The following is a 16,382-nucleotide window of genomic DNA, read 5'->3' on the forward strand; positions in this document are numbered from 1 at the left end:
CTCGCCACGGCGCCGCCGCTGGCGCAGTCCGCGAGCACGCCGGCGCCGCCCATCCTGGGGACGCCCGCGCCGCTCAACACGGGCACGCCCGCGCCGCTCCTGGGGACGCCCGCGCCGCTCAACGCCTCGCCGAGCACCACGCTGCCCGCCACGCCGGCGCCGGCCAACGCCGCGCCCGCCACCGGGGCCCCCGCGGCCCCGGCCGGGCCCGCGCGCTGAGGTGGGGGAGGGCGCTTCGTCCCGGCGGGTGGGGGACGGGAAAATTGACCGGACGCTACGGGCCTGTAGCGTCCCGGGCATGCCCTCTCCCGTCGCAGCCCTCGCCACCCCCGCGATGTTGCGCCGTGCCGACCCCGTTCGCGGGGCGGTGGAGCGCCTGGCCCGGGCGCTGCCCGCTCGCGCGGACGCCAGCGTCCTCCTGGACTTCGTGGAGGACGACCTCCGCGAGGGCCTGGACGCCCTGGGCGACGTGCAGGCCCACTTCCACGACCTGCTCCTGGCCCTCCACCGCGAGACGCTGACGCCGGTGGCCGTGCTGAACGCGGGGGACGATCTGCACGTGCTCCAGCGCCTGGAGGACCTGCACGAGGTGGTGACGCACCTGCGCCGCCGCCTGTCGCAGGCCGCCGGGATGATCCGCCACGGCTGAGGCCCGCGGGCCGCTACAAGGATTGGAGGAAGCGCACCAGCGCGTCCCGGTCGCTGGCGGACAGCTGGCGGAACCCCTCCCGCGCCCGCTCCGCCTCGCCGCCGTGCCACAGCACGGCCTCCTCCAGCGTCCGGGCCCGCCCGTCGTGCAGGTAGCCCGAGTACGGGAGGATCGTCTGCGTCAGCCCCAGGCCCCACAGGGGCGCCGTGCGCCACTCGGCGCCGGTGGCGTCCCCATCCGGCCGCCCGTCCGCCAGGTCCGCGCCCATGTCGTGCAGCAGCAGGTCCGTGTACGGGTGGATGCGCTGGTGCGACAGCTCCGCCACCGGGTGCTCCCCGGTCTCCAGCGTGTCCCGGTGGCACGTCACGCAGCCCAGGTCCTTGAACTTCACCTCGCCGCGCTTCACCGCCGCGTCACCCAGCGCCGTGCGCGCGGGCACCCCGAGCGACTGCGCGTAGAACACCGCCGCATCCAGCGTGGCCACGGGCAGCTCGGCGCTCCCGTCCGGATCCGGGAAGAGGGGATTCGTGATCCCCATGTCGTTGAAGTAGGCCTCCGCGGACTGCTGCCGCAGGTTCGGGCTGTTCGCCTTCCACCCGAAGCGCCCCGGCGCCAGCGCGAGCTTCTGCACGTCCCACACGGTGTTCAGCCGGCCGGAGATGCCGTCGCCGTCCGCGTCCGTGGGGTCCTCCAGCGCCCGCAGCGTGGCGAGGTCCACCGCCTCCAGCAGCCCCAGGCCCACCACCGGCGGAGGCAGGCGCAGCGACGTGAGCATGTTCGCGGGCGGCGAAGAGCCGTCCGGCAGCGTGATGGTGATGCGCGGTGAGCGCAGGCCATAGGCCGTCCCGTCCGCGTACGCGCCCGCGCGCTCCTCCCACGCGAGCGTCACGGTGGCCTCCGGCGACGCGCCGTAGACGGCCTGGTCTTGAATCTGGAGCCCCAGCCCGGGCACGGGCACCGCGCCGTTCGGGTGCTCCGGCGTGCCGTCCGGGAGGCTCACGCGCACCAGCAGCTGTGTGCGCGTCGGTCCGCCGCCCATCACCGGCATGCCCCGGCCGTTGCGCAGGTGACAGCCGTTGCAGGAGGCGTTGTTGTACGCCGGCCCCAGCCCCGGGTTCACCGGGGCGGGGCCGGGCACGAAGACGGCCGCGAAGGCGGCGTCACCTTCACGGTGCAGCGCGATGTGCTCCTCGCTGAGGTTGGGGGCGGCCTGCGCGAACGCCCGCGACGTGCGGTCGTCGATGGTCGCGTCGCCCCCCGCGCGCGGCGGAGCCTCCGGGGCCTCGGCCTGCGTCCCGCCGCAGCCCATGAGCCACAGCAGCATCCCGAGTCCCCATGCCCGTCGCATCGCGTACCCCCGGTCCAGCATCAGGGCAGGATGACAGCCTTCACGTCCACCTGGAAGGTGTCGTGCAGCTTACGGATGGCCGCCTGCGCGCCCTCGATTTCATCCGCGGAGGCCGGGTCCTTGATGGACACCGGGAACGGCTCCGGCACCTTGCCCAGCGCCGCGATGGCCGCCGCGATCTCCGCCTTCACGCGCGTGTCCAGCGCCGCGTCGCGCTCCTTCACCACGTCCGACATGGACAGGCCCTTGGCCGCGGCCTCCGGGCGGTGGCCCAGGTAGACGTTCTCCACGCTGCGCAGGTTGTTGGTGAAGTCCGACAGCGAGTTGAGCGCGAACTGGCTCTCCACCAGGTTCGCGTCCTTCGCGTCGTACGGGTCGGCGATCTTCCCGTTGGCCACCTCGTCCAGGATGGTCAGGATGCCGCCCAGCATCTCCTGCGCGCCCGACTCCACCGTGGGGTACACCGTGTTGCCGGACTCGCCCGCCTTCGCCAGCGTGTCGCGGTACGCCGGCTGGCCGTCCACGCCCGTGGTCCACGAGGACGCCAGGTTGGCGGACACCGTCTTCAGCTCCGCCGTCAGCGCGAGCAGGTACTCGAACTGGCGCGCGTTGAAGTCCTCCGGCTGCTTCGCCTGGCCCTCCCCGAAGAGCAGGTACTCCGTCGTGTGGTAGCCCTTCTGCGTCTCCTGCAGGCCGCTCACGTACTGCTGGGTCAGCGCGTCATTGTTGTTGAGCACCGCGTCCAGGTCCGTGCGGTTCACCGGCCAGCTGTCCAGCGCCGGGTCCCAGCCGTAGCTGTCCACCGGCCCGAAGAGGAACGCCTCGCTCTGCTCCCACGGCACGCGCGCGGCGAACCACGCGTCCTGCGCCGCCTTCAGCGTCGTCGCGCTGGGGGCGTTCTTCAGCGCCTGCGCGGCCGCGTCCAGCTCGATCATGCGCGTGGCGAGCAGGTTGTAGGTGGGCACCACCACCGAGTCCGCGAAGTTCACGACGAGCTGCTGGTCCAGCGAGTCCAGCTGCGTGTCGTCGTCATCGCCGCAGGCGCCCATCAGGAGCGCGCCACCAACCAGCATGGAGAGTTTCAGGGAACGAGAGATCATGGGATGTGATGCGCCTTTCTTGCAACTGCGTTCGAGACAGTCGGGGAGGTCGGGTCAGTAGACGAAGCCCGTCGACAGCCGGAGCGTGTTCTCCGGCCGGAAGGCGGAGCTGCCCATGCGCCGCTGGCCGAAGTCGAGCTTCACGACCACGAGCCCCGCGAGCGTGTAGCTGGTGCCCACGGTGTAGACCGTGCGCTCGAAGCGGGGGTTGTCGAACAGCTCCGCGCGGGGCTTGAACTGCGAATCCATGTAGTCGATGCGGACGTAGGGCTCCAGCCGGTGGTTCCCGTTGAGCCCCAGCCAGGGCGCGATGTCGTAGCCCAGCTCGCCCCAGGCGGAGAGGGCGTTGTCGGACACCGGCGTGCGCAGCACGTTGAGCAGGTTGGACAGACGCGCGTTGCGCGCGGACACCGCCGCGGCGTTGCCCAGGTGGCCGTACATCACCATCGCGTGCGCGCGCCACCGGTTGCGGTTCACCGACAGGTGCGCGTCCGCGATGAACAGCGGCGCGCTCACGTAGCCGCACGGCGCCACCAGGTTGGGGTTCGCGTCGTCACACTGCTTCACGAGGTCCGGCTTGGGCCGGTTGCGCGTGGTGCCGCCGTAGTAGGCGGACACGCCGAAGTTGAAGCCCTCGAAGCGCCGCACGTCCGCGCGCAGCACCGCCGCCAGGTCCGTCGCGCGCACCAGCTCGAAGCGCTGCTGGAGGCCCGTGGCCACCCACGTCTGGGAGCTGAACCCCGTGGAGTCCAGCCCGTTCACCACCTGCCCGGTGAGCCGCACGCCCACGGGGGTGTCCCAGCGCAGCATCATCCCCATGTCGTTCCACGTGTTGGGGATGATGCGCGTCTCCGCCTCGGAGCGGATGGTGCCCAGGTAGGACGTGGGCAGGTAGTCCGAGAAGAGCGTGCCCACCGCGACGTAGAAGCGGCCCACCGACAGCTCCACGTTCCGGCCCAGCTTCTTGGTCAGGTACAGCTCCTCGACCAGCGCCTCGCCGCCCTTCTCCACGTCGGTGTCGAACTCGCCGAACTCCTCGTACTCCAGCTCCATCGCCGCGCCGGCGCCGCCGTGCTCGAACTCCACCTCGAACTCGGCCTCGAGGCCGTACTCCGGCAGCCCCGCCTCCAGCTCCAGCACCAGGCGCGTCGTGTCGAACACGAGCCGCGAGTCCTTCTGCGAGCCGTTCGCCCGGTTCTGGTTCTCGCCGTAGTTGAAGTACGCGAACTGGAGGTCCGCGTAGGCGTTCACGTCCAGGTCGAGCTTCGGCTTGCTGCCTACCGTGATGACGTCGTCCTTCGTGTCCTCCCCGATGCGGGCTTCATCCAGGAAGCGCGGCCGCCGGTAGCGGAACTCGTCGCCGCTCCGCGGGGCCTGCGCGCGGGCCGCGAGGGGCAGCAGGAACAGGGGGACACACAGCAACGTCAGGAGGGGGTTCAATCGTTGGGGACGCATGGAGCGGCGCGCACCCTACGCCCGGCTTTTTGACTTTGCAAACCACTCTCAAATCGTGGGCGATGAAAAACCCGCGCTCCCAGGAGAAGCGCGGGCCTGGGCGGGGCTCAACCCCGCGTCACCACTTGAGATCTTCCTTGCCCTGCGCCTCCATGGTTTTTTCACCTGGGCGCTTCACGCCGGACAGCGTCAGCCGCACCGCGCCCAGGTCGATGGCGCCCACGGCGGCCAGCGGGAGGCGGCGGTCGTCGTCGGTGATCCACACGTGCACCTCGCGCGTCTGCGACGGCCTGTCCAGGCGCACGGCGGTGCCGGCCAGGTGCCAGGCGTCGAACTCGCCCAGGGGCAGCGACACGTGCTCGCGCTCCACCACGGTGGCCGTCATGCGCCACATGCGGCGGATGCCGTACACGTCGAAGCAGACCGGCAGGTCCTTCTTCATGGGCAGCTGGCGGATGAGGTAGATGGCGCCCGCGACGTCCAGGCCGTCCTTGTCGAAGGCGTAGTCGAAGTGGCCCTTGGGGCGGTCCCCAATCTGGTAGTCCACCTTGACGCTCTTGTCCTGCGCGCCGAAGTCCACGTTCACCTTGCGGCGCTGCTCGTTCTCCACGGCCTCCTCGGTGTAGCGCGAGGGGCGCAGCGTCTTGGGGTGCAGGTAGCTGGTGGCGCTGCCGCGCACCCGGCGCACCTTGGAGAAGAGCGTGTTCGTCTGCGCCTCCACCACCACCGGCAGCGCGCCCTTGGCGGGCCGCTGCACGCGCATGGTGAGCCTGCCCGCCTTGGCGCCCATGGCGTCCATGTCGAACTCGAGCAGCTCCCCCGGCTTGAAGGCCAGCGGCGTGCGCAGCGCGGGCAGGCCCTGATCACACGGCTTCACCGTGACGACAGGCTCGTCGGGGGCGGGCGCGGAGGACGCGTCGCCGGTGTTCTCCGAGGACGTCGCGGGGCCCGCGGACTCCGCCGCCGGGAGCTGCGGCGGCCGCAGGAGGTTCCGGCGGCGGGGCTGTGCCTCCTGGGCCTGACCCGGGTTGGCGCCGAGGGCGCTGAAGACGAGGCAGGCCGCGACGAGGGTGCGCATGGGCTTCATTCTGCTTCCTCCCAGGGGGGAGTGACTACGGGGTTCCCCCGGAGGTCCGACGTCCGGAGCGCTGCGCTTGTTCAGCCGACTGACGCTTCACGATGTGCTCGGTCAGCTCCTTGCGCACCGCTTCCCACTCCGCCGGGTCCCGGGAGATCTCGTACCCGGACTTCGCCAGCCGCTTCGCCGCCGTCCTGGCGAAGGCGCCGTCGCCCAGCGACGTGAGCAGGCGCAGGTATTCGTAGTCCTCCAGGCCGTCGCGGATGTGTTTCAGCCGCAGGGACACCACGGGGTGGTGCTGCGTGCCGCCCAGCTTCGCGGGCGTGCCCGGATAGAAGAGGGTGCCGTCGCCGTTGCCGCCGAACTCGAAGAGGTCCGCCCAGACATCCTTCTTCGTGTTGTAGGCGAAGACGGTGTCGAAATAGAGCTCGCCGTCCACGCCGCTCTCGTAGGCCAGCACGCCCATGGCGCGGTTGAGCGGGGCGGGGTGGTCCACCATGTACGAGGCCCAGTCGCTGTACGCCTTGTCCAGCGCCTTGTCCGCGGGCGGGCCGCCCGTGCAGCCGTGGGACATACAGCTCTGGTACCACCACACCTTCGCGCGAGCGGGCAGCCGCGTGCGCGCGGTCGCGGCGTTGGCCACGGTGTGGCACGTCTGTGGCCCCTCGCGCGGGTAGAAGCAGTTGATGATGGGCGTGAGGATGTCCACCGAGCTCTGGAGCGCGGGGTCCAGCGCCGTGGTGACGAGCACGGGGATGGCGCCGCCCGCGTCGCGCACGCGCTTCGACTGCGCCTTCACCAGCGGGAAGTCCGCGGGCTTGGGCTCGTCCTTGGCGTAGAAGAAGAGCTGGGCCTTCCAGCCCTTGTCCTCGAAGTGCTTCTGGAAGGCGCGGTAGTACGCCGTCTTCTCCGCGTCCGTGGCGGCCTTGCGGTTGTCGCGCACGTCGGCCGTCGTGAAGCGCGCGCCGGAGGGCAGCGCGGTGCCGTCCAGGAAGGGCCCCATCTCCGCGTCGTACGCGGTCCAGTCCAGCACCGCGCGGCCGTCCTGGAACCGCACCGGCGGCGGGTCCATGCCCATGCCGTGCGCGCTCACGCGGTGCTCGAGGAGCGCCTTGCCGTACTCGCGCAGGAGCGCCTTCGCCTCCGGCGAGTCCGCCGGGATGCCGTGCCCCTTCGCGATGCTGTAGAGCGAGATGCCGAAGCTGTTGGGCAGGGACGACGTCGCGGGAAGCTCGAAGGGCTGCACCTGCACGGTGAACGGAACGGCCGGCAGCTCCTTCCCGTCCACCGCCGCGCTCAGGCTGCCCGTATAGGTGCCCGGGGCCTGCTTCCGGGGAACGCAGACCTCCACGTAGACGACCGTGGGATGTCTGGGATTGGCCGGCGCCGACAGCGGCACCAGCGCGTCGGGCCACGGGCCCGGCCTGCCCTCGCCGTTGGAGGGCGTCTTCACGTCCAGGTAGGCCTCGCGCCACGCGTCCACGGTGAGCGGCGCGCCGGGGCCCTTGAGGGCCAACGGCTGCATCGTCACGCGCGTCACGCCCTGTGGGAGCACCAGCTGCGTGCCCTCGCACTCGCCGCGGGCCGCGCTGAGGCGGGCCTCCTTCGCCCCCTTCGGCGTCGCGTCCGGCCGCACCTTCACCAGCGGCGACACCACCTGCACGCCACCCGGCGCGGCGGAAAGCGCCGCCGCCACTGCCCATGCCCAACCCACGCCCATGCCCCCTGCCTTCCCCTGGCTGGCGGACGACGCTTCAGTCGCCCGAGTTGTCCGCCCGGGCCACCGTCACCACGCGGCCCGGTTTGTAGTCCGTGAGCTCCGCCACGACGGTGCCCAGCGCGAAGTCCGCCTCGACGCGCACCGGCACGTGGTGCTCGTCCGCGCTGAGGTACGCGACCATGTCGCGCTTGGCGTCCAGCTTGCCCCCGAAGTCGGTCTGCACGCGCAGGCGGAAGACGTCGCGCGCGCCCGCGGGCGTCGTCACCCTCTCGCGGCCCTCCACCGTCGCGCGCAGGGTGAACTGCTTGCTGCCGGTGAACACCGGGTATGAGTACGAGCGGCCCACCACCAGCTCCTGGCCGCGCAGCGCGAACGTCGCGCCCGCCACGTCCAGGGTGCCCGCGGACAGCGCGTGCTCCGTCTCGTGCGGCGGGTCGCTCTCCTTCTGCTTGATGACCTTCGCGCCGGCGCCATCCGCCGTGAGCTGGATGCGCTGGCGGCGGCGCTTGTGGTTCTCCTCCGAGTGCAGGTCGCTGCCCGTCACCCGTCCGGCGCCCGCGTCCCAGTACGTCACGAAGCGGCTCTTGATGGGGTAGACGCCCACCAGGTCGTCGGACTTCGCCGTGGCCACGATGGGCCACACGCGCTGGCCCCACTGCGTCATGGGCGCGCCCACCGTCACCGTCGCCGAGCCGGCCGTCAGCCCCAGGTACTTCACCCGGTACTGGGCCTGCTCCCCCGGGCCGAACGCCGCGCCGGGGGGCTCCTGGGCATGCGCCATCGTGGACCCCAAGAGGCCCACCACCGCCGCCGTGAACCCCCACCTGGACAGACCGCGCATCGGGTGTGCTCCCTTGCTTGCAAGTTAGGTGGCCGGCCCGTCCAAGCCAACCGTGCCGCGAAACCGCCCCCACCACCGGACATTTCCGGGACGGATGGCCGTGAGCCGGCATTCAATGCCGCCCGGCGGCCCTCCGGCCGGGCCTGGAAACGGCCGGCGGGAGACGGAGATGGCGGTCCGCAGGGGTACACGCCCGCGCCGGGCGCTGACAAATGGCGGACAGTCCCGCGCGCCCGCCTGCATGCCCGGCAAGGCACACACCGGGGCGGCCGCCCGGTGCTAGCGTCCAGGCCCATGTCCAACGACTTCGTGTTCGACGACGACGACTTCGCCAAGGAAGGCGGTGCGGGCAGCGGCAGCCGCGAGTTCGACGAGTTCGACTGCCCGGGCTGCAACGCCAACAACCCCGTGGACGAGAAGTTCACCGACGGGGACGAGGTGCGCTGCAACTACTGCGGCTGTGAGTTCAAGGCGCTCGTCAACCAGGAGGGGAAGCTCCGGTTCCGGGAGCTCTGAGCGGGCCTCAGGCGCGCTCGCCGAAGATGGCGGTGCCCACGCGCACGGCGGTGGCCCCTTCCAGGATGGCCTGCTCGAAGTCGTGCGTCGTGCCCATGGACAGGGCCGCCAGCCCGTGCGCCGCCCCCAGCTCGCGCAGCCGGGCGAAGCCCTCGCGCATCCGCGCCACGTCGTCCGTGGGCGGCGGCAGCGCCATCAGCCCCACCACCTGGAGGTGGGGCAGCTCGCGCACCTTCGCCAGGAAGTCCCCCAGCGCGTCCGGGGTGAGCCCGTGCTTGGTGTCCTCGGCGCCCAGGTTGAGCTCCACGTAGCAGGGCAGGGGCGCCGACCCCGCTCGCCGCTTGGAGAGCTCCATGGCCACGTCCAGCCGCTCCAGCGCGTGGAAGGCGTGCGCGACGCGGGCCACGTACTTCACCTTGTTCGTCTGCAGCGCCCCGATGGCGTGCCAGCGCAGGCCGTCCAGGTCCTTGAGCTCCTCGGCCTTGTCGCGCAGCTCCTGGGCGTAGTTCTCCCCGAAGTCGCGCTGCCCCGCGGCGTACGCCTCGCGGATGAGCGCCGCGGGCTTGAGCTTGGACACGGCCACCAGCGTCACCGAGGACTCCGGCCGCCCCGCGCTCGCGCAGGCCCTCGCCACGCGCTCGCGCACCCGCGCCAGGTTGTCCGCCACGCCGCTCATCGCCGGGCCTCCGTCTCCGTCCACGGCAGCGGCAGGCCCACGCGCTGGAGCAGCGCCAGCGTCTCCGCCAGCGGCAGGCCCACCACGTTGGAGGGGCTGCCGTCGATGCCCTGCACCAGGAAGCCGCCCTTGCCCTGGATGGCGTAGGCCCCCGCCTTGTCCAGCGGCTCGCCGGTGTCCGCGTACCAGGCGATCTCCTCCGCGGAGAGCGCGCGGAAGGTCACCTGCGTGCGCACCACCTGGGAGTCCCGGGCGCGGCCGGCCACGGCGATGCCGGTGAAGACCTCGTGCACCCGGCCGGACAGCCGGCCGAGCATCTCCCGCGCCTCCGCCGCGTCCCGGGGCTTGCCCAGGAGCTCCGACCCCAGGGCCACGGTGGTGTCCGCTGCCAGCACCCAGGCGTCCGGGTGTCGGGTGGCCACCGTGCGCGCCTTCTCCTCGGCCAGCCGGAGCACGTACCTGGACGCAATTTCTCCGGCGATTGGCGTTTCATCGATATCCGCGGCCGCCACCGTGAAACGGAGGCCCAGCTGGGCCAATAAATCCTTGCGCCGGGGCGAGGCGGAGGCGAGAACGAAGCGAGCGGTTGGATCCATGGGCGGGTGCGGGAGGTTTCGCGCTCGCGGGCCTTAGCAGACTTGCGCTCCAGAGGGCACCTCGATGAACCCCGCGGACCTCCTGTCGGCCATGAAGCGGACAGTGGAGCATCTGGCCGCCTACAACGAGATGGCCAAGGCGCTGACCTCCACGCTGGAGCTGCGCGAAGTGCTGGCGCTGGTGATGCAGAAGGTCAGCGCGCTGCTCAAGCCGCGCAACTGGTCCCTCATCCTCCAGGACGAGCGCAGCGGAAAGCTCTACTTCGAGATCGCGGTGGGCGAGGGCGCCGAGGCCCTCAAGGCCCTCCAGCTGAGCCCGGGGGAGGGCATCGCCGGGGCCGTGTTCGCCTCCGGCGTCGCGCGGCTCGTCCACGACGTGGCCGGCGACTCCAGCTTCGCGCCCCGCTTCGACCAGGCCTCCGCCTTCCACACGCGCTCGCTGCTCGCCGTGCCGCTGGTGGCGCGCGAGCGGGTGCTGGGCGTCATCGAGCTGGTCAACGGCCCCACCGAGCCTGGCTTCACGCATGACGACCTCACCGCCCTGTCCGCCATCGCGGACTACGCGGCCATCGCCATCGAGAACGCGCGCAACTTCCGCCGCGTGCAGGAGCTCACCATCACCGACGAGCACACCGGCTGCTTCAACGCGCGGCACCTGCGCGCGCAGCTGGAGCAGGAGGTGAAGCGCTCGGCGCGCTTCCGCCACCCGCTGTCGCTGGTGTTCCTGGACCTGGACTACTTCAAGTCCATCAACGACCGGCACGGGCACCTGGTGGGCAGCGCCACGCTCAAGGAGGTGGGGGACCTGCTCATCAGCCTGGGCCGCCACAACCTGGACGCCGTCTTCCGCTACGGCGGCGACGAGTTCGCGGTGATGTTGATTGAGACGGACACGGAGGGCGCGCAGGTCATCGCCCAGCGCATCTGCGAGGCGTTCCGCGGCCAGCGCTTCCTGCGCGAGCAGGGGCTGGACGTGGCGCTCACCGCGAGCGTGGGGGTGGCCTCGTTTCCGAACCACGCCACCACGGCCACGGACCTCATCCGCGCGGCGGACTTCGCCATGTACGCGGCCAAGGGGCGGGGCCGGGACCGCATCGCGGTCGCCGAGGCCCCTTCGGCGGAGGGGGCCCCTCGCGAGGTCCCCTACGCCCGCTCCGGCGGGTGACTACCCCGCGGAGCCCAACACCGAGTCGATGGCCTCGTTGTTGATGTTGACGTTGCCGTTCTTCTTCAGCGACTTGAGGAAGGACTCCGTCAGCTCGATCTGCTTGGCCTGACGGGCCTGGGTGCGCAGCTCCTCCTTGCGCTTGTCGAAGCCCGCGGTGTCCGGCTTCTCGCGCTCCACCACCTGCGCGACGACGTTCGCGTCGCCCACGGTGAAGACCTCGTCCAGCACCGCCGGGCCGCTGGCCTCGAAGGTGGCCTTCACCAGCGCCGGCGCCGGGCCCAGGTGCGGCACGGAGTCACCCTGCGCGGTGAAGCTGTCCGTCTCCACGGCCTCCGGCTTGGTCTCCGCCTCGAAGCGCAGCAGCGCGGGCTGCTGGCCGGCGGGCACCGGGAACTGCTCCTTCAGGGACTTGCCGGCCTTCGCCGCCGCCAGCGCCTTCTCCGCCTCCGCCTTCGCCAGGCCCTTGGCCTGCTCCTGCTTGAAGAGCGTGGTGGCGATCTCGCCCTTCACGTCCTCCAGCTTCTTGGCCTGGGCGTCCTTCTTCTCCTCCACCTTCACCAGGTGCACGCCCAGCGCGGACTCCACCGGCTGCGTCACCTCCCCGGCCTTCAGGGCGAACGCCGCGTCCGCCAGCGCCGGGTCCCACGTGGTGCGCTCCACCCAGCCCAGCTCGCCGCCCTTCGCCTTGGTGGCGGTGTCGTCGCTGGTCTCCTTCGCCAGCGCGGCGAAGTCCTTGCCGCCGTCGAGCTGCTTGCGCAGCTCCTCCGCCCGGGCCTTCGCCTGGGCCTTCTGCTCGGGCGTGGCGTCCGGGGCGACCTTCACGAGGATCTGACGGGCGCGGATCCGCTCCGGCACGTTGTAGACGAAGCTGTTGGCCGAGTAGTAGTCGGCGATCTCCTTCTCGTGAGACTTCTGGAACGCCGCGAGCTGCGCGGCCGTGGGCGCGGGGACCTTGTCCGCGAACATCGTGGGCAGGAAGCGGGCGAACACCAGCTTCGCCTGGTTGCCTTCCTTCTCGTAGCGGGCGCGGACCTCGTCGTCCGACACCACGGCGCCCGTGCGCACCACGTCCAGCATCTTCTGGGCGGCCAGCTGGTGGCGCAGCTCCTGCTCGTACTCCTGCGGCGTGCGGCGGTAGTAGTCGCGCAGCACCTGCTGGTAGCGGGCGAAGTCGAACGCGCCCTCCTTGGAGTGGAAGTCGGTGTTCTCGTGGATGATCTTCCGCAGCTCCTCATCCGACGGCGCGATGCCGTGGCGCTCCGCCGACTGGGCGAGCAGCTCCGCGTTCACCAGCCGGTCGAGCACCTGCTTGTCCAGGCCGAACTGGCGGGCGACCGACTCCGGGATGGGCTGGCCCTGCGAGCGCAGGAAGTTCATCTGCCGCGACCAGGCCATGCTGAAGTCGCGCAGGGGGATCTCCTTGCCATTCACCGTCGCGACCGCGCCGGCGCCGGGCGCCTGGCCGCCGCCGCTCGAGCCGAACCCGTTGCTGCCAGGGCCGAACTGGAGCGTGAACACCACGGCGATGCCGATGATGAACAGGAGGGAGAAGACCTTCCGGGGATTCAAACCGTCCATTGTCGTCACTTCACGGTCGGAAGCGCCCGCGAAGCACCTTGCGGAAGGTCTCGCGGCGCCGTGTTGTTGGTAGCCCGGCCGGTGGGGATGCTTGGGTGTCAACACCCCCTCATCCGGGCCTTGACTGCGTAGGACAACAGACCGGAAAATGCAAGCGATTCAGCCAGCTTAGCCCGACCCTCTCCCCCCTTCCACCCGCGTCTTCCGCCCACCCCGGGAAAGCCCCCGTCCGTGCTGTCTCTCCTCAAGCGGTACCGCCGCTTCCTCCTCGTGGCCGCCCTCCTGTTGTACCCGCTCGGCGCCTTCCTGCTGGGCGGGCGGCGGGGCCGCGACCCGAACTTCGTCGACCGGGGCGTCATCGCGCTCACGGCCCCCGTGCAGCAGGGGCTCACCGCCGGCATCGACGGCGCCGTGGCCGCGGTGCGCAACTACCTGGACCTGCGCGGCGTTCGTCAGGACAATGACGCGCTGCGGCTGGAGAACATGCAGCTGAGGGCGACGGTGCAGGCGCTGGGGGAGACGCGCTCGGAGAACGGGCGGCTGCGGAAGCTCCTGGCGTACGCGGAGGCCGTGCCCGGGCCGGAGATTCCGGCGCGGGTGGTGGGCGTCAACCCGGTGGCGAAGCTGCTGTCGGTGCGGATCAGCAGCGGGGAGAAGGACGGGGTGTTCCGGGGCATGTCGGTGGTCACGCCGGACGGCATCGTCGGGCAGGTCATCCGGTCCACGGGCGGCTACGCGGACGTGGCGCTGGTGACGGACCCGCAGAGCCGGGTGGCGGTGCGGGTGCAGCGCTCCCGGGCGCGGGGCACGGCGGCGGGCGCGGGCAACGGCCCCCTGACGCTGGAGAACATGCTGCGCACGGAGGACGTGGAGGACGGCGACCTCATCATCACCTCCGGCACGGACGGCATCTATCCTCCGGGGCTGGTGGTGGGGCGGGTGACGCAGCTGGAGAAGAAGGAGCACGGCATGTTCCAGGGCGCGGACATCACGCCCGCGGTGGACACCAGCCGGCTGGAGGAGGTCCTGGTGGTGGGCAGTCCGTACAGTGAGATGACCGCCACCGGCGGGGCCGCCGCGGAGGGCACGCAGAAATGAAGTTCCTGGTGACCGTCATCCTGGCGCTGGTGCTCCTCACGCTGGAGTCCGTGTTCGTCCAGCAGGCGGGGCTGGTGCTGGGCCGCGTGGACGTCACGGTGGTGCTGGTGGCCTTCCTCGCGCTCCGGGCGAGCCTCACGGAAGGGGCGTGCTCGGCCTTCGCGGTGGGCTACCTGCTGGACCTGATGAGCGGCCAGCCCACGGGCCTGTTCACCTTCCTCGCGGTGTTCACCTTCCTGGTGGGCCGGCTGGTGGCGTCGTTCGTGGACGTGCGCGGGCCGGTGGCCTTCGCGCTGTTCGCCATGGGCGCGGACCTGGGCCACGGCCTGTTGTCCACGTTCTTCACCTGGCTCACGGTGAAGGACGGCTCCACCGCGCCGCTGCTCTCCGGCATGCCGGTGCAGCTGGCGCTCACGGGCGCGGCGGCGCTGCTCCTCTTCCCCCTGTTCAAGCGGTTCGAGGTGGCGCAGGAGCGCCCGGCGGGGTTGCTCCGTTGACGCCTCCGACCATTGGCAACACCACGCCGGGCCGGGACCTGAAGCGCCGCTTCCTGTGGCTGGGCCTGGCCATGTCGCTGGGCCTGGTGGCGCTGGCCATCCAGCTCTACCGGCTCCAGCTCATCCGCCATGAGGAGTACGCCGCCAAGAGCGTGGCGAACTTCGTGAAGGAGGTGCGCCTGCGCGCCGACCGCGGCGTCATCAAGGACGCGCGCGGCACCATCCTGGTGGACAGCCGCCCCTCCTTCGACGCCTTCGTCACGCCGGCCTTCTGCACGGACTGCTTCGAGCAGGTCATCCCGCGCCTGGCGGAGCTGCTCCAGTGGGACGCGGAGCAGCGCAAGAAGATTGAAGACCTCATCCGCGCCAGCCGCCGCAACGCGCCCTTCCAGCCGGTGCCGGTGCGCGTGGACCTGACCCGGGATGAGTACGACCGGCTCAACGCCCGGCGCGACATCCTGGACGGCGTGGAGGTGGTGCCCGTGCCGCACCGCAACTACCGCGCGGAGACGGTGCTGTCGCACGTGCTGGGCTACATGAACGAGATCACCCAGGAGGAGCTGGAGCGCCTCAACGCGGATGGCGCGAAGTACGCCCTGGGGGACTACATCGGCCGGCGTGGCCTGGAGCGCTACTTCGAGTCCAAGCTGCGCGGTCGGGACGGCGTGCGCAAGGAGGTGGTGAACGCGCGCGGCCAGACGATTGAGGAGCTCAACGTCATGCTGGGGGAGAACGCGGTCATCCCCCCCACGGCCGGCAGCAACGTGGTGCTCTCCATCGACATGCGCCTGCAGGAGGAGGCGGAGCGCGCGTTCCCGGGCGTGACGGGCGCGGTGGTGGCCATCGACGTGAACACCGGCTTCATCAAGGCGCTGGTGTCCCGCCCCGGCTTCGACCCCAACCTGCTCACCGGCCGCGTGACGCCGGCGCAGATGGCCACGCTGGCGCGCGACCCCCTCCACCCGATGATCAACCGCGTGGCCGCGGAGCACTACAGCCCGGGCTCCACCTTCAAGGTGGTCTCGCAGCTTGCCGCCTTCAAGTCCGGCCTGTTCCGGCCGGAGACGGTGGTGAACTGCACCGGCGGCTACCGGCTGGGCGCGCGCGTGTGGCGCTGTCACAAGGAGAGCGGCCACGGGCCCCTGGACGCCAAGGGCGCCATGAAGGCGTCGTGCGACTCATGGTTCTACAAGGTGGCGGACACCATCGGCCTGGACCCCATCGCGGAGATGGGCAAGTCGCTGGGCCTGGGGCGCCCCACCGGCATCGGCGTGGTGGCGGAGGTGCCGGGCATCATGCCGTCCACCGCGTACCACGACAAAGCCTCGCCGGGTGGCTACACCAAGGGCATGGCGCTCAACAGCGCCATGGGGCAGGGCGACGTCAACGTGACGCCGCTGCAACTGGCGCTGGTGTACGCGGCCGTGGCCAACGGCGGGAAGCTCTACAAGCCGCAGCTGGTGCAGCGGCTGGAGAACCTGGATGGCCAGGTGATGGAGGAGTTCAAGCCGGAGGTGGTGTCCAAGGTGGACATCAACCCCACGCACCTGAAGACCATCGTGGAGGGCCTGGAGGCGGTGGCGCAGGAGCCCGGGGGCACCGCGTACCGCGCGAAGCTCAAGTCGGGCCTGCCCCCGGACTTCCTGGTGGCGGCCAAGACAGGCACCGCGCAGGTGACGCGCATCGGCGCGGTGCGCCTGAAGACGCACCAGATGAGCTACTTCGAGCGCGACCACGCCTGGTTCGCCGGCTTCGCGCCCGCGGACAAGCCGGAGCTGGCCGTGATCGTGCTCAACGAGCACGGCGGCCACGGCGGCGTGGACGCGGCGCCCACGGCGCTGGCCGTGATGAAGAAGTACTTCGAGCTGAAGGCGCAGGACGCCACGTCGCCGCCGCCCCGCGCCAACCAGCCCTACACGCCGTCGCTGCCGCCGGCGCCCAGCCTGGATGCGGCGGCGCTCACCCGCGCCGTGGTGCCGCCCCCCAGGGTGAACCTGCCGGGAGAGCCCATCCAGCCGCCCTCGGAGACCGGAGACGACAGTGCAACTGCGGATTGAGCGCC

The 16,382-nt window shown here is 71.1% G+C and carries 15 protein-coding genes and 1 pseudogene; 7 read left to right on the forward strand and 9 right to left on the reverse strand.

Annotated elements, in window-relative coordinates:
* Positions 1-219, forward strand: a pseudogene (locus U8525_RS04280) (hypothetical protein); the annotation flags it as partial.
* Between the two features lie 79 nt (positions 220-298).
* On the forward strand, positions 299-649 hold the full coding sequence (locus U8525_RS04285; protein WP_374261515.1) for a hypothetical protein: 351 nt from the start codon (positions 299-301) through the stop codon (positions 647-649).
* Between the two features lie 13 nt (positions 650-662).
* Here U8525_RS04285 and U8525_RS04290 read toward each other — a convergent pair whose 3' ends face one another.
* The 6 genes from U8525_RS04290 to U8525_RS04315 all read right to left on the reverse strand — a co-directional run bounded on the left by U8525_RS04290 (position 663) and on the right by U8525_RS04315 (position 8,191).
* Entirely contained in the window at positions 663-1,973 is a 1,311-nt protein-coding gene (locus U8525_RS04290; protein ID WP_374261517.1) for a di-heme oxidoredictase family protein, read from the reverse strand.
* A gap of 44 nt (positions 1,974-2,017) precedes the next feature.
* Entirely contained in the window at positions 2,018-3,097 is a 1,080-nt protein-coding gene (locus tag U8525_RS04295) for an imelysin family protein (RefSeq protein WP_374261519.1), read from the reverse strand.
* A gap of 54 nt (positions 3,098-3,151) precedes the next feature.
* Positions 3,152-4,537: a hypothetical protein gene (locus U8525_RS04300; protein ID WP_374261521.1), complete on the reverse strand. Its 1,386-nt coding sequence runs from the start codon at positions 4,535-4,537 to the stop codon at positions 3,152-3,154.
* A gap of 133 nt (positions 4,538-4,670) precedes the next feature.
* Entirely contained in the window at positions 4,671-5,639 is a 969-nt protein-coding gene (locus U8525_RS04305; protein WP_374261523.1) for a DUF3108 domain-containing protein, read from the reverse strand.
* Between the two features lie 25 nt (positions 5,640-5,664).
* On the reverse strand, positions 5,665-7,350 hold the full coding sequence (locus U8525_RS04310; protein WP_374261525.1) for a DUF4091 domain-containing protein: 1,686 nt from the start codon (positions 7,348-7,350) through the stop codon (positions 5,665-5,667).
* Positions 7,351-7,384: 34 nt separating this feature from the next.
* A complete protein-coding gene (locus tag U8525_RS04315; protein ID WP_374261527.1) occupies positions 7,385-8,191 on the reverse strand; it encodes a DUF3108 domain-containing protein in 807 nt (268 codons plus the stop codon).
* A gap of 294 nt (positions 8,192-8,485) precedes the next feature.
* Here U8525_RS04315 and U8525_RS04320 point away from each other — a divergent pair, with 294 nt between their 5' ends.
* Positions 8,486-8,707 (forward strand): hypothetical protein, encoded by a 222-nt coding sequence (locus U8525_RS04320; RefSeq protein ID WP_374261529.1) that lies wholly within the window; start codon positions 8,486-8,488, stop codon positions 8,705-8,707.
* Positions 8,708-8,714: 7 nt separating this feature from the next.
* Here U8525_RS04320 and U8525_RS04325 read toward each other — a convergent pair whose 3' ends face one another.
* A complete protein-coding gene (locus tag U8525_RS04325; RefSeq protein ID WP_374261531.1) occupies positions 8,715-9,383 on the reverse strand; it encodes a YggS family pyridoxal phosphate-dependent enzyme in 669 nt (222 codons plus the stop codon).
* Entirely contained in the window at positions 9,380-9,979 is a 600-nt protein-coding gene (locus tag U8525_RS04330; RefSeq protein ID WP_374261533.1) for a nucleoside triphosphate pyrophosphatase, read from the reverse strand. The genes U8525_RS04325 and U8525_RS04330 overlap by 4 nt, the downstream gene beginning before the upstream one ends.
* Positions 9,980-10,043: 64 nt before the next feature.
* Between U8525_RS04330 and U8525_RS04335 the strand changes: the two genes are divergently transcribed.
* Positions 10,044-11,144 (forward strand): GGDEF domain-containing protein, encoded by a 1,101-nt coding sequence (locus U8525_RS04335; protein ID WP_374261535.1) that lies wholly within the window; start codon positions 10,044-10,046, stop codon positions 11,142-11,144.
* Here the strand turns inward: U8525_RS04335 and U8525_RS04340 are convergent, their stop codons facing one another.
* The gene (locus U8525_RS04340; RefSeq protein ID WP_374261537.1) at positions 11,145-12,725 is read right to left on the reverse strand and encodes a SurA N-terminal domain-containing protein; all 1,581 of its coding nucleotides are present in this window, start codon (positions 12,723-12,725) and stop codon (positions 11,145-11,147) included.
* A 231-nt stretch (positions 12,726-12,956) separates the two neighbouring features.
* Here U8525_RS04340 and mreC point away from each other — a divergent pair, with 231 nt between their 5' ends.
* From mreC to mrdA, 3 genes are read left to right on the forward strand one after another with little or no spacing between them, the layout of a single operon-like run.
* Positions 12,957-13,823 (forward strand): rod shape-determining protein MreC, encoded by an 867-nt coding sequence (gene mreC / locus U8525_RS04345; protein ID WP_374261539.1) that lies wholly within the window; start codon positions 12,957-12,959, stop codon positions 13,821-13,823.
* Positions 13,820-14,320, forward strand: a complete 501-nt coding sequence (locus tag U8525_RS04350) for a hypothetical protein (protein WP_374261540.1) — start codon at positions 13,820-13,822, stop codon at positions 14,318-14,320. The genes mreC and U8525_RS04350 overlap by 4 nt, the downstream gene beginning before the upstream one ends.
* Complete coding sequence (gene mrdA, locus U8525_RS04355; protein WP_374261541.1) at positions 14,317-16,377, forward strand: penicillin-binding protein 2; 2,061 nt, start codon at positions 14,317-14,319, stop codon at positions 16,375-16,377. The genes U8525_RS04350 and mrdA overlap by 4 nt, the downstream gene beginning before the upstream one ends.
* Positions 16,378-16,382: the final 5 nt, after the last annotated feature.

It is taken from the genome of Corallococcus sp. RDP092CA, assembly GCF_041903675.1.
Taxonomy (GTDB): domain Bacteria; phylum Myxococcota; class Myxococcia; order Myxococcales; family Myxococcaceae; genus Corallococcus.

What these genes read in the sequence shown, in the direction of transcription:
- U8525_RS04295 (WP_374261519.1), bottom strand. Translation starts at nt 3,097, where the DNA reads ATGATCTCTCGTTCCCTGAAACTCTCCATGCTGGTTGGTGGCGCGCTC.
- U8525_RS04290 (WP_374261517.1), bottom strand. Translation starts at nt 1,973, where the DNA reads ATGCTGCTGTGGCTCATGGGCTGCGGCGGGACGCAGGCCGAGGCCCCG.
- U8525_RS04335 (WP_374261535.1), top strand. Translation starts at nt 10,044, where the DNA reads ATGAACCCCGCGGACCTCCTGTCGGCCATGAAGCGGACAGTGGAGCAT.
- U8525_RS04305 (WP_374261523.1), bottom strand. Translation starts at nt 5,639, where the DNA reads ATGAAGCCCATGCGCACCCTCGTCGCGGCCTGCCTCGTCTTCAGCGCC.
- U8525_RS04340 (WP_374261537.1), bottom strand. Translation starts at nt 12,725, where the DNA reads ATGGACGGTTTGAATCCCCGGAAGGTCTTCTCCCTCCTGTTCATCATC.
- U8525_RS04315 (WP_374261527.1), bottom strand. Translation starts at nt 8,191, where the DNA reads ATGCGCGGTCTGTCCAGGTGGGGGTTCACGGCGGCGGTGGTGGGCCTC.
- U8525_RS04330 (WP_374261533.1), bottom strand. Translation starts at nt 9,979, where the DNA reads ATGGATCCAACCGCTCGCTTCGTTCTCGCCTCCGCCTCGCCCCGGCGC.
- U8525_RS04350 (WP_374261540.1), top strand. Translation starts at nt 13,820, where the DNA reads ATGAAGTTCCTGGTGACCGTCATCCTGGCGCTGGTGCTCCTCACGCTG.
- U8525_RS04310 (WP_374261525.1), bottom strand. Translation starts at nt 7,350, where the DNA reads ATGGGCGTGGGTTGGGCATGGGCAGTGGCGGCGGCGCTTTCCGCCGCG.
- U8525_RS04325 (WP_374261531.1), bottom strand. Translation starts at nt 9,383, where the DNA reads ATGAGCGGCGTGGCGGACAACCTGGCGCGGGTGCGCGAGCGCGTGGCG.
- U8525_RS04285 (WP_374261515.1), top strand. Translation starts at nt 299, where the DNA reads ATGCCCTCTCCCGTCGCAGCCCTCGCCACCCCCGCGATGTTGCGCCGT.
- U8525_RS04320 (WP_374261529.1), top strand. Translation starts at nt 8,486, where the DNA reads ATGTCCAACGACTTCGTGTTCGACGACGACGACTTCGCCAAGGAAGGC.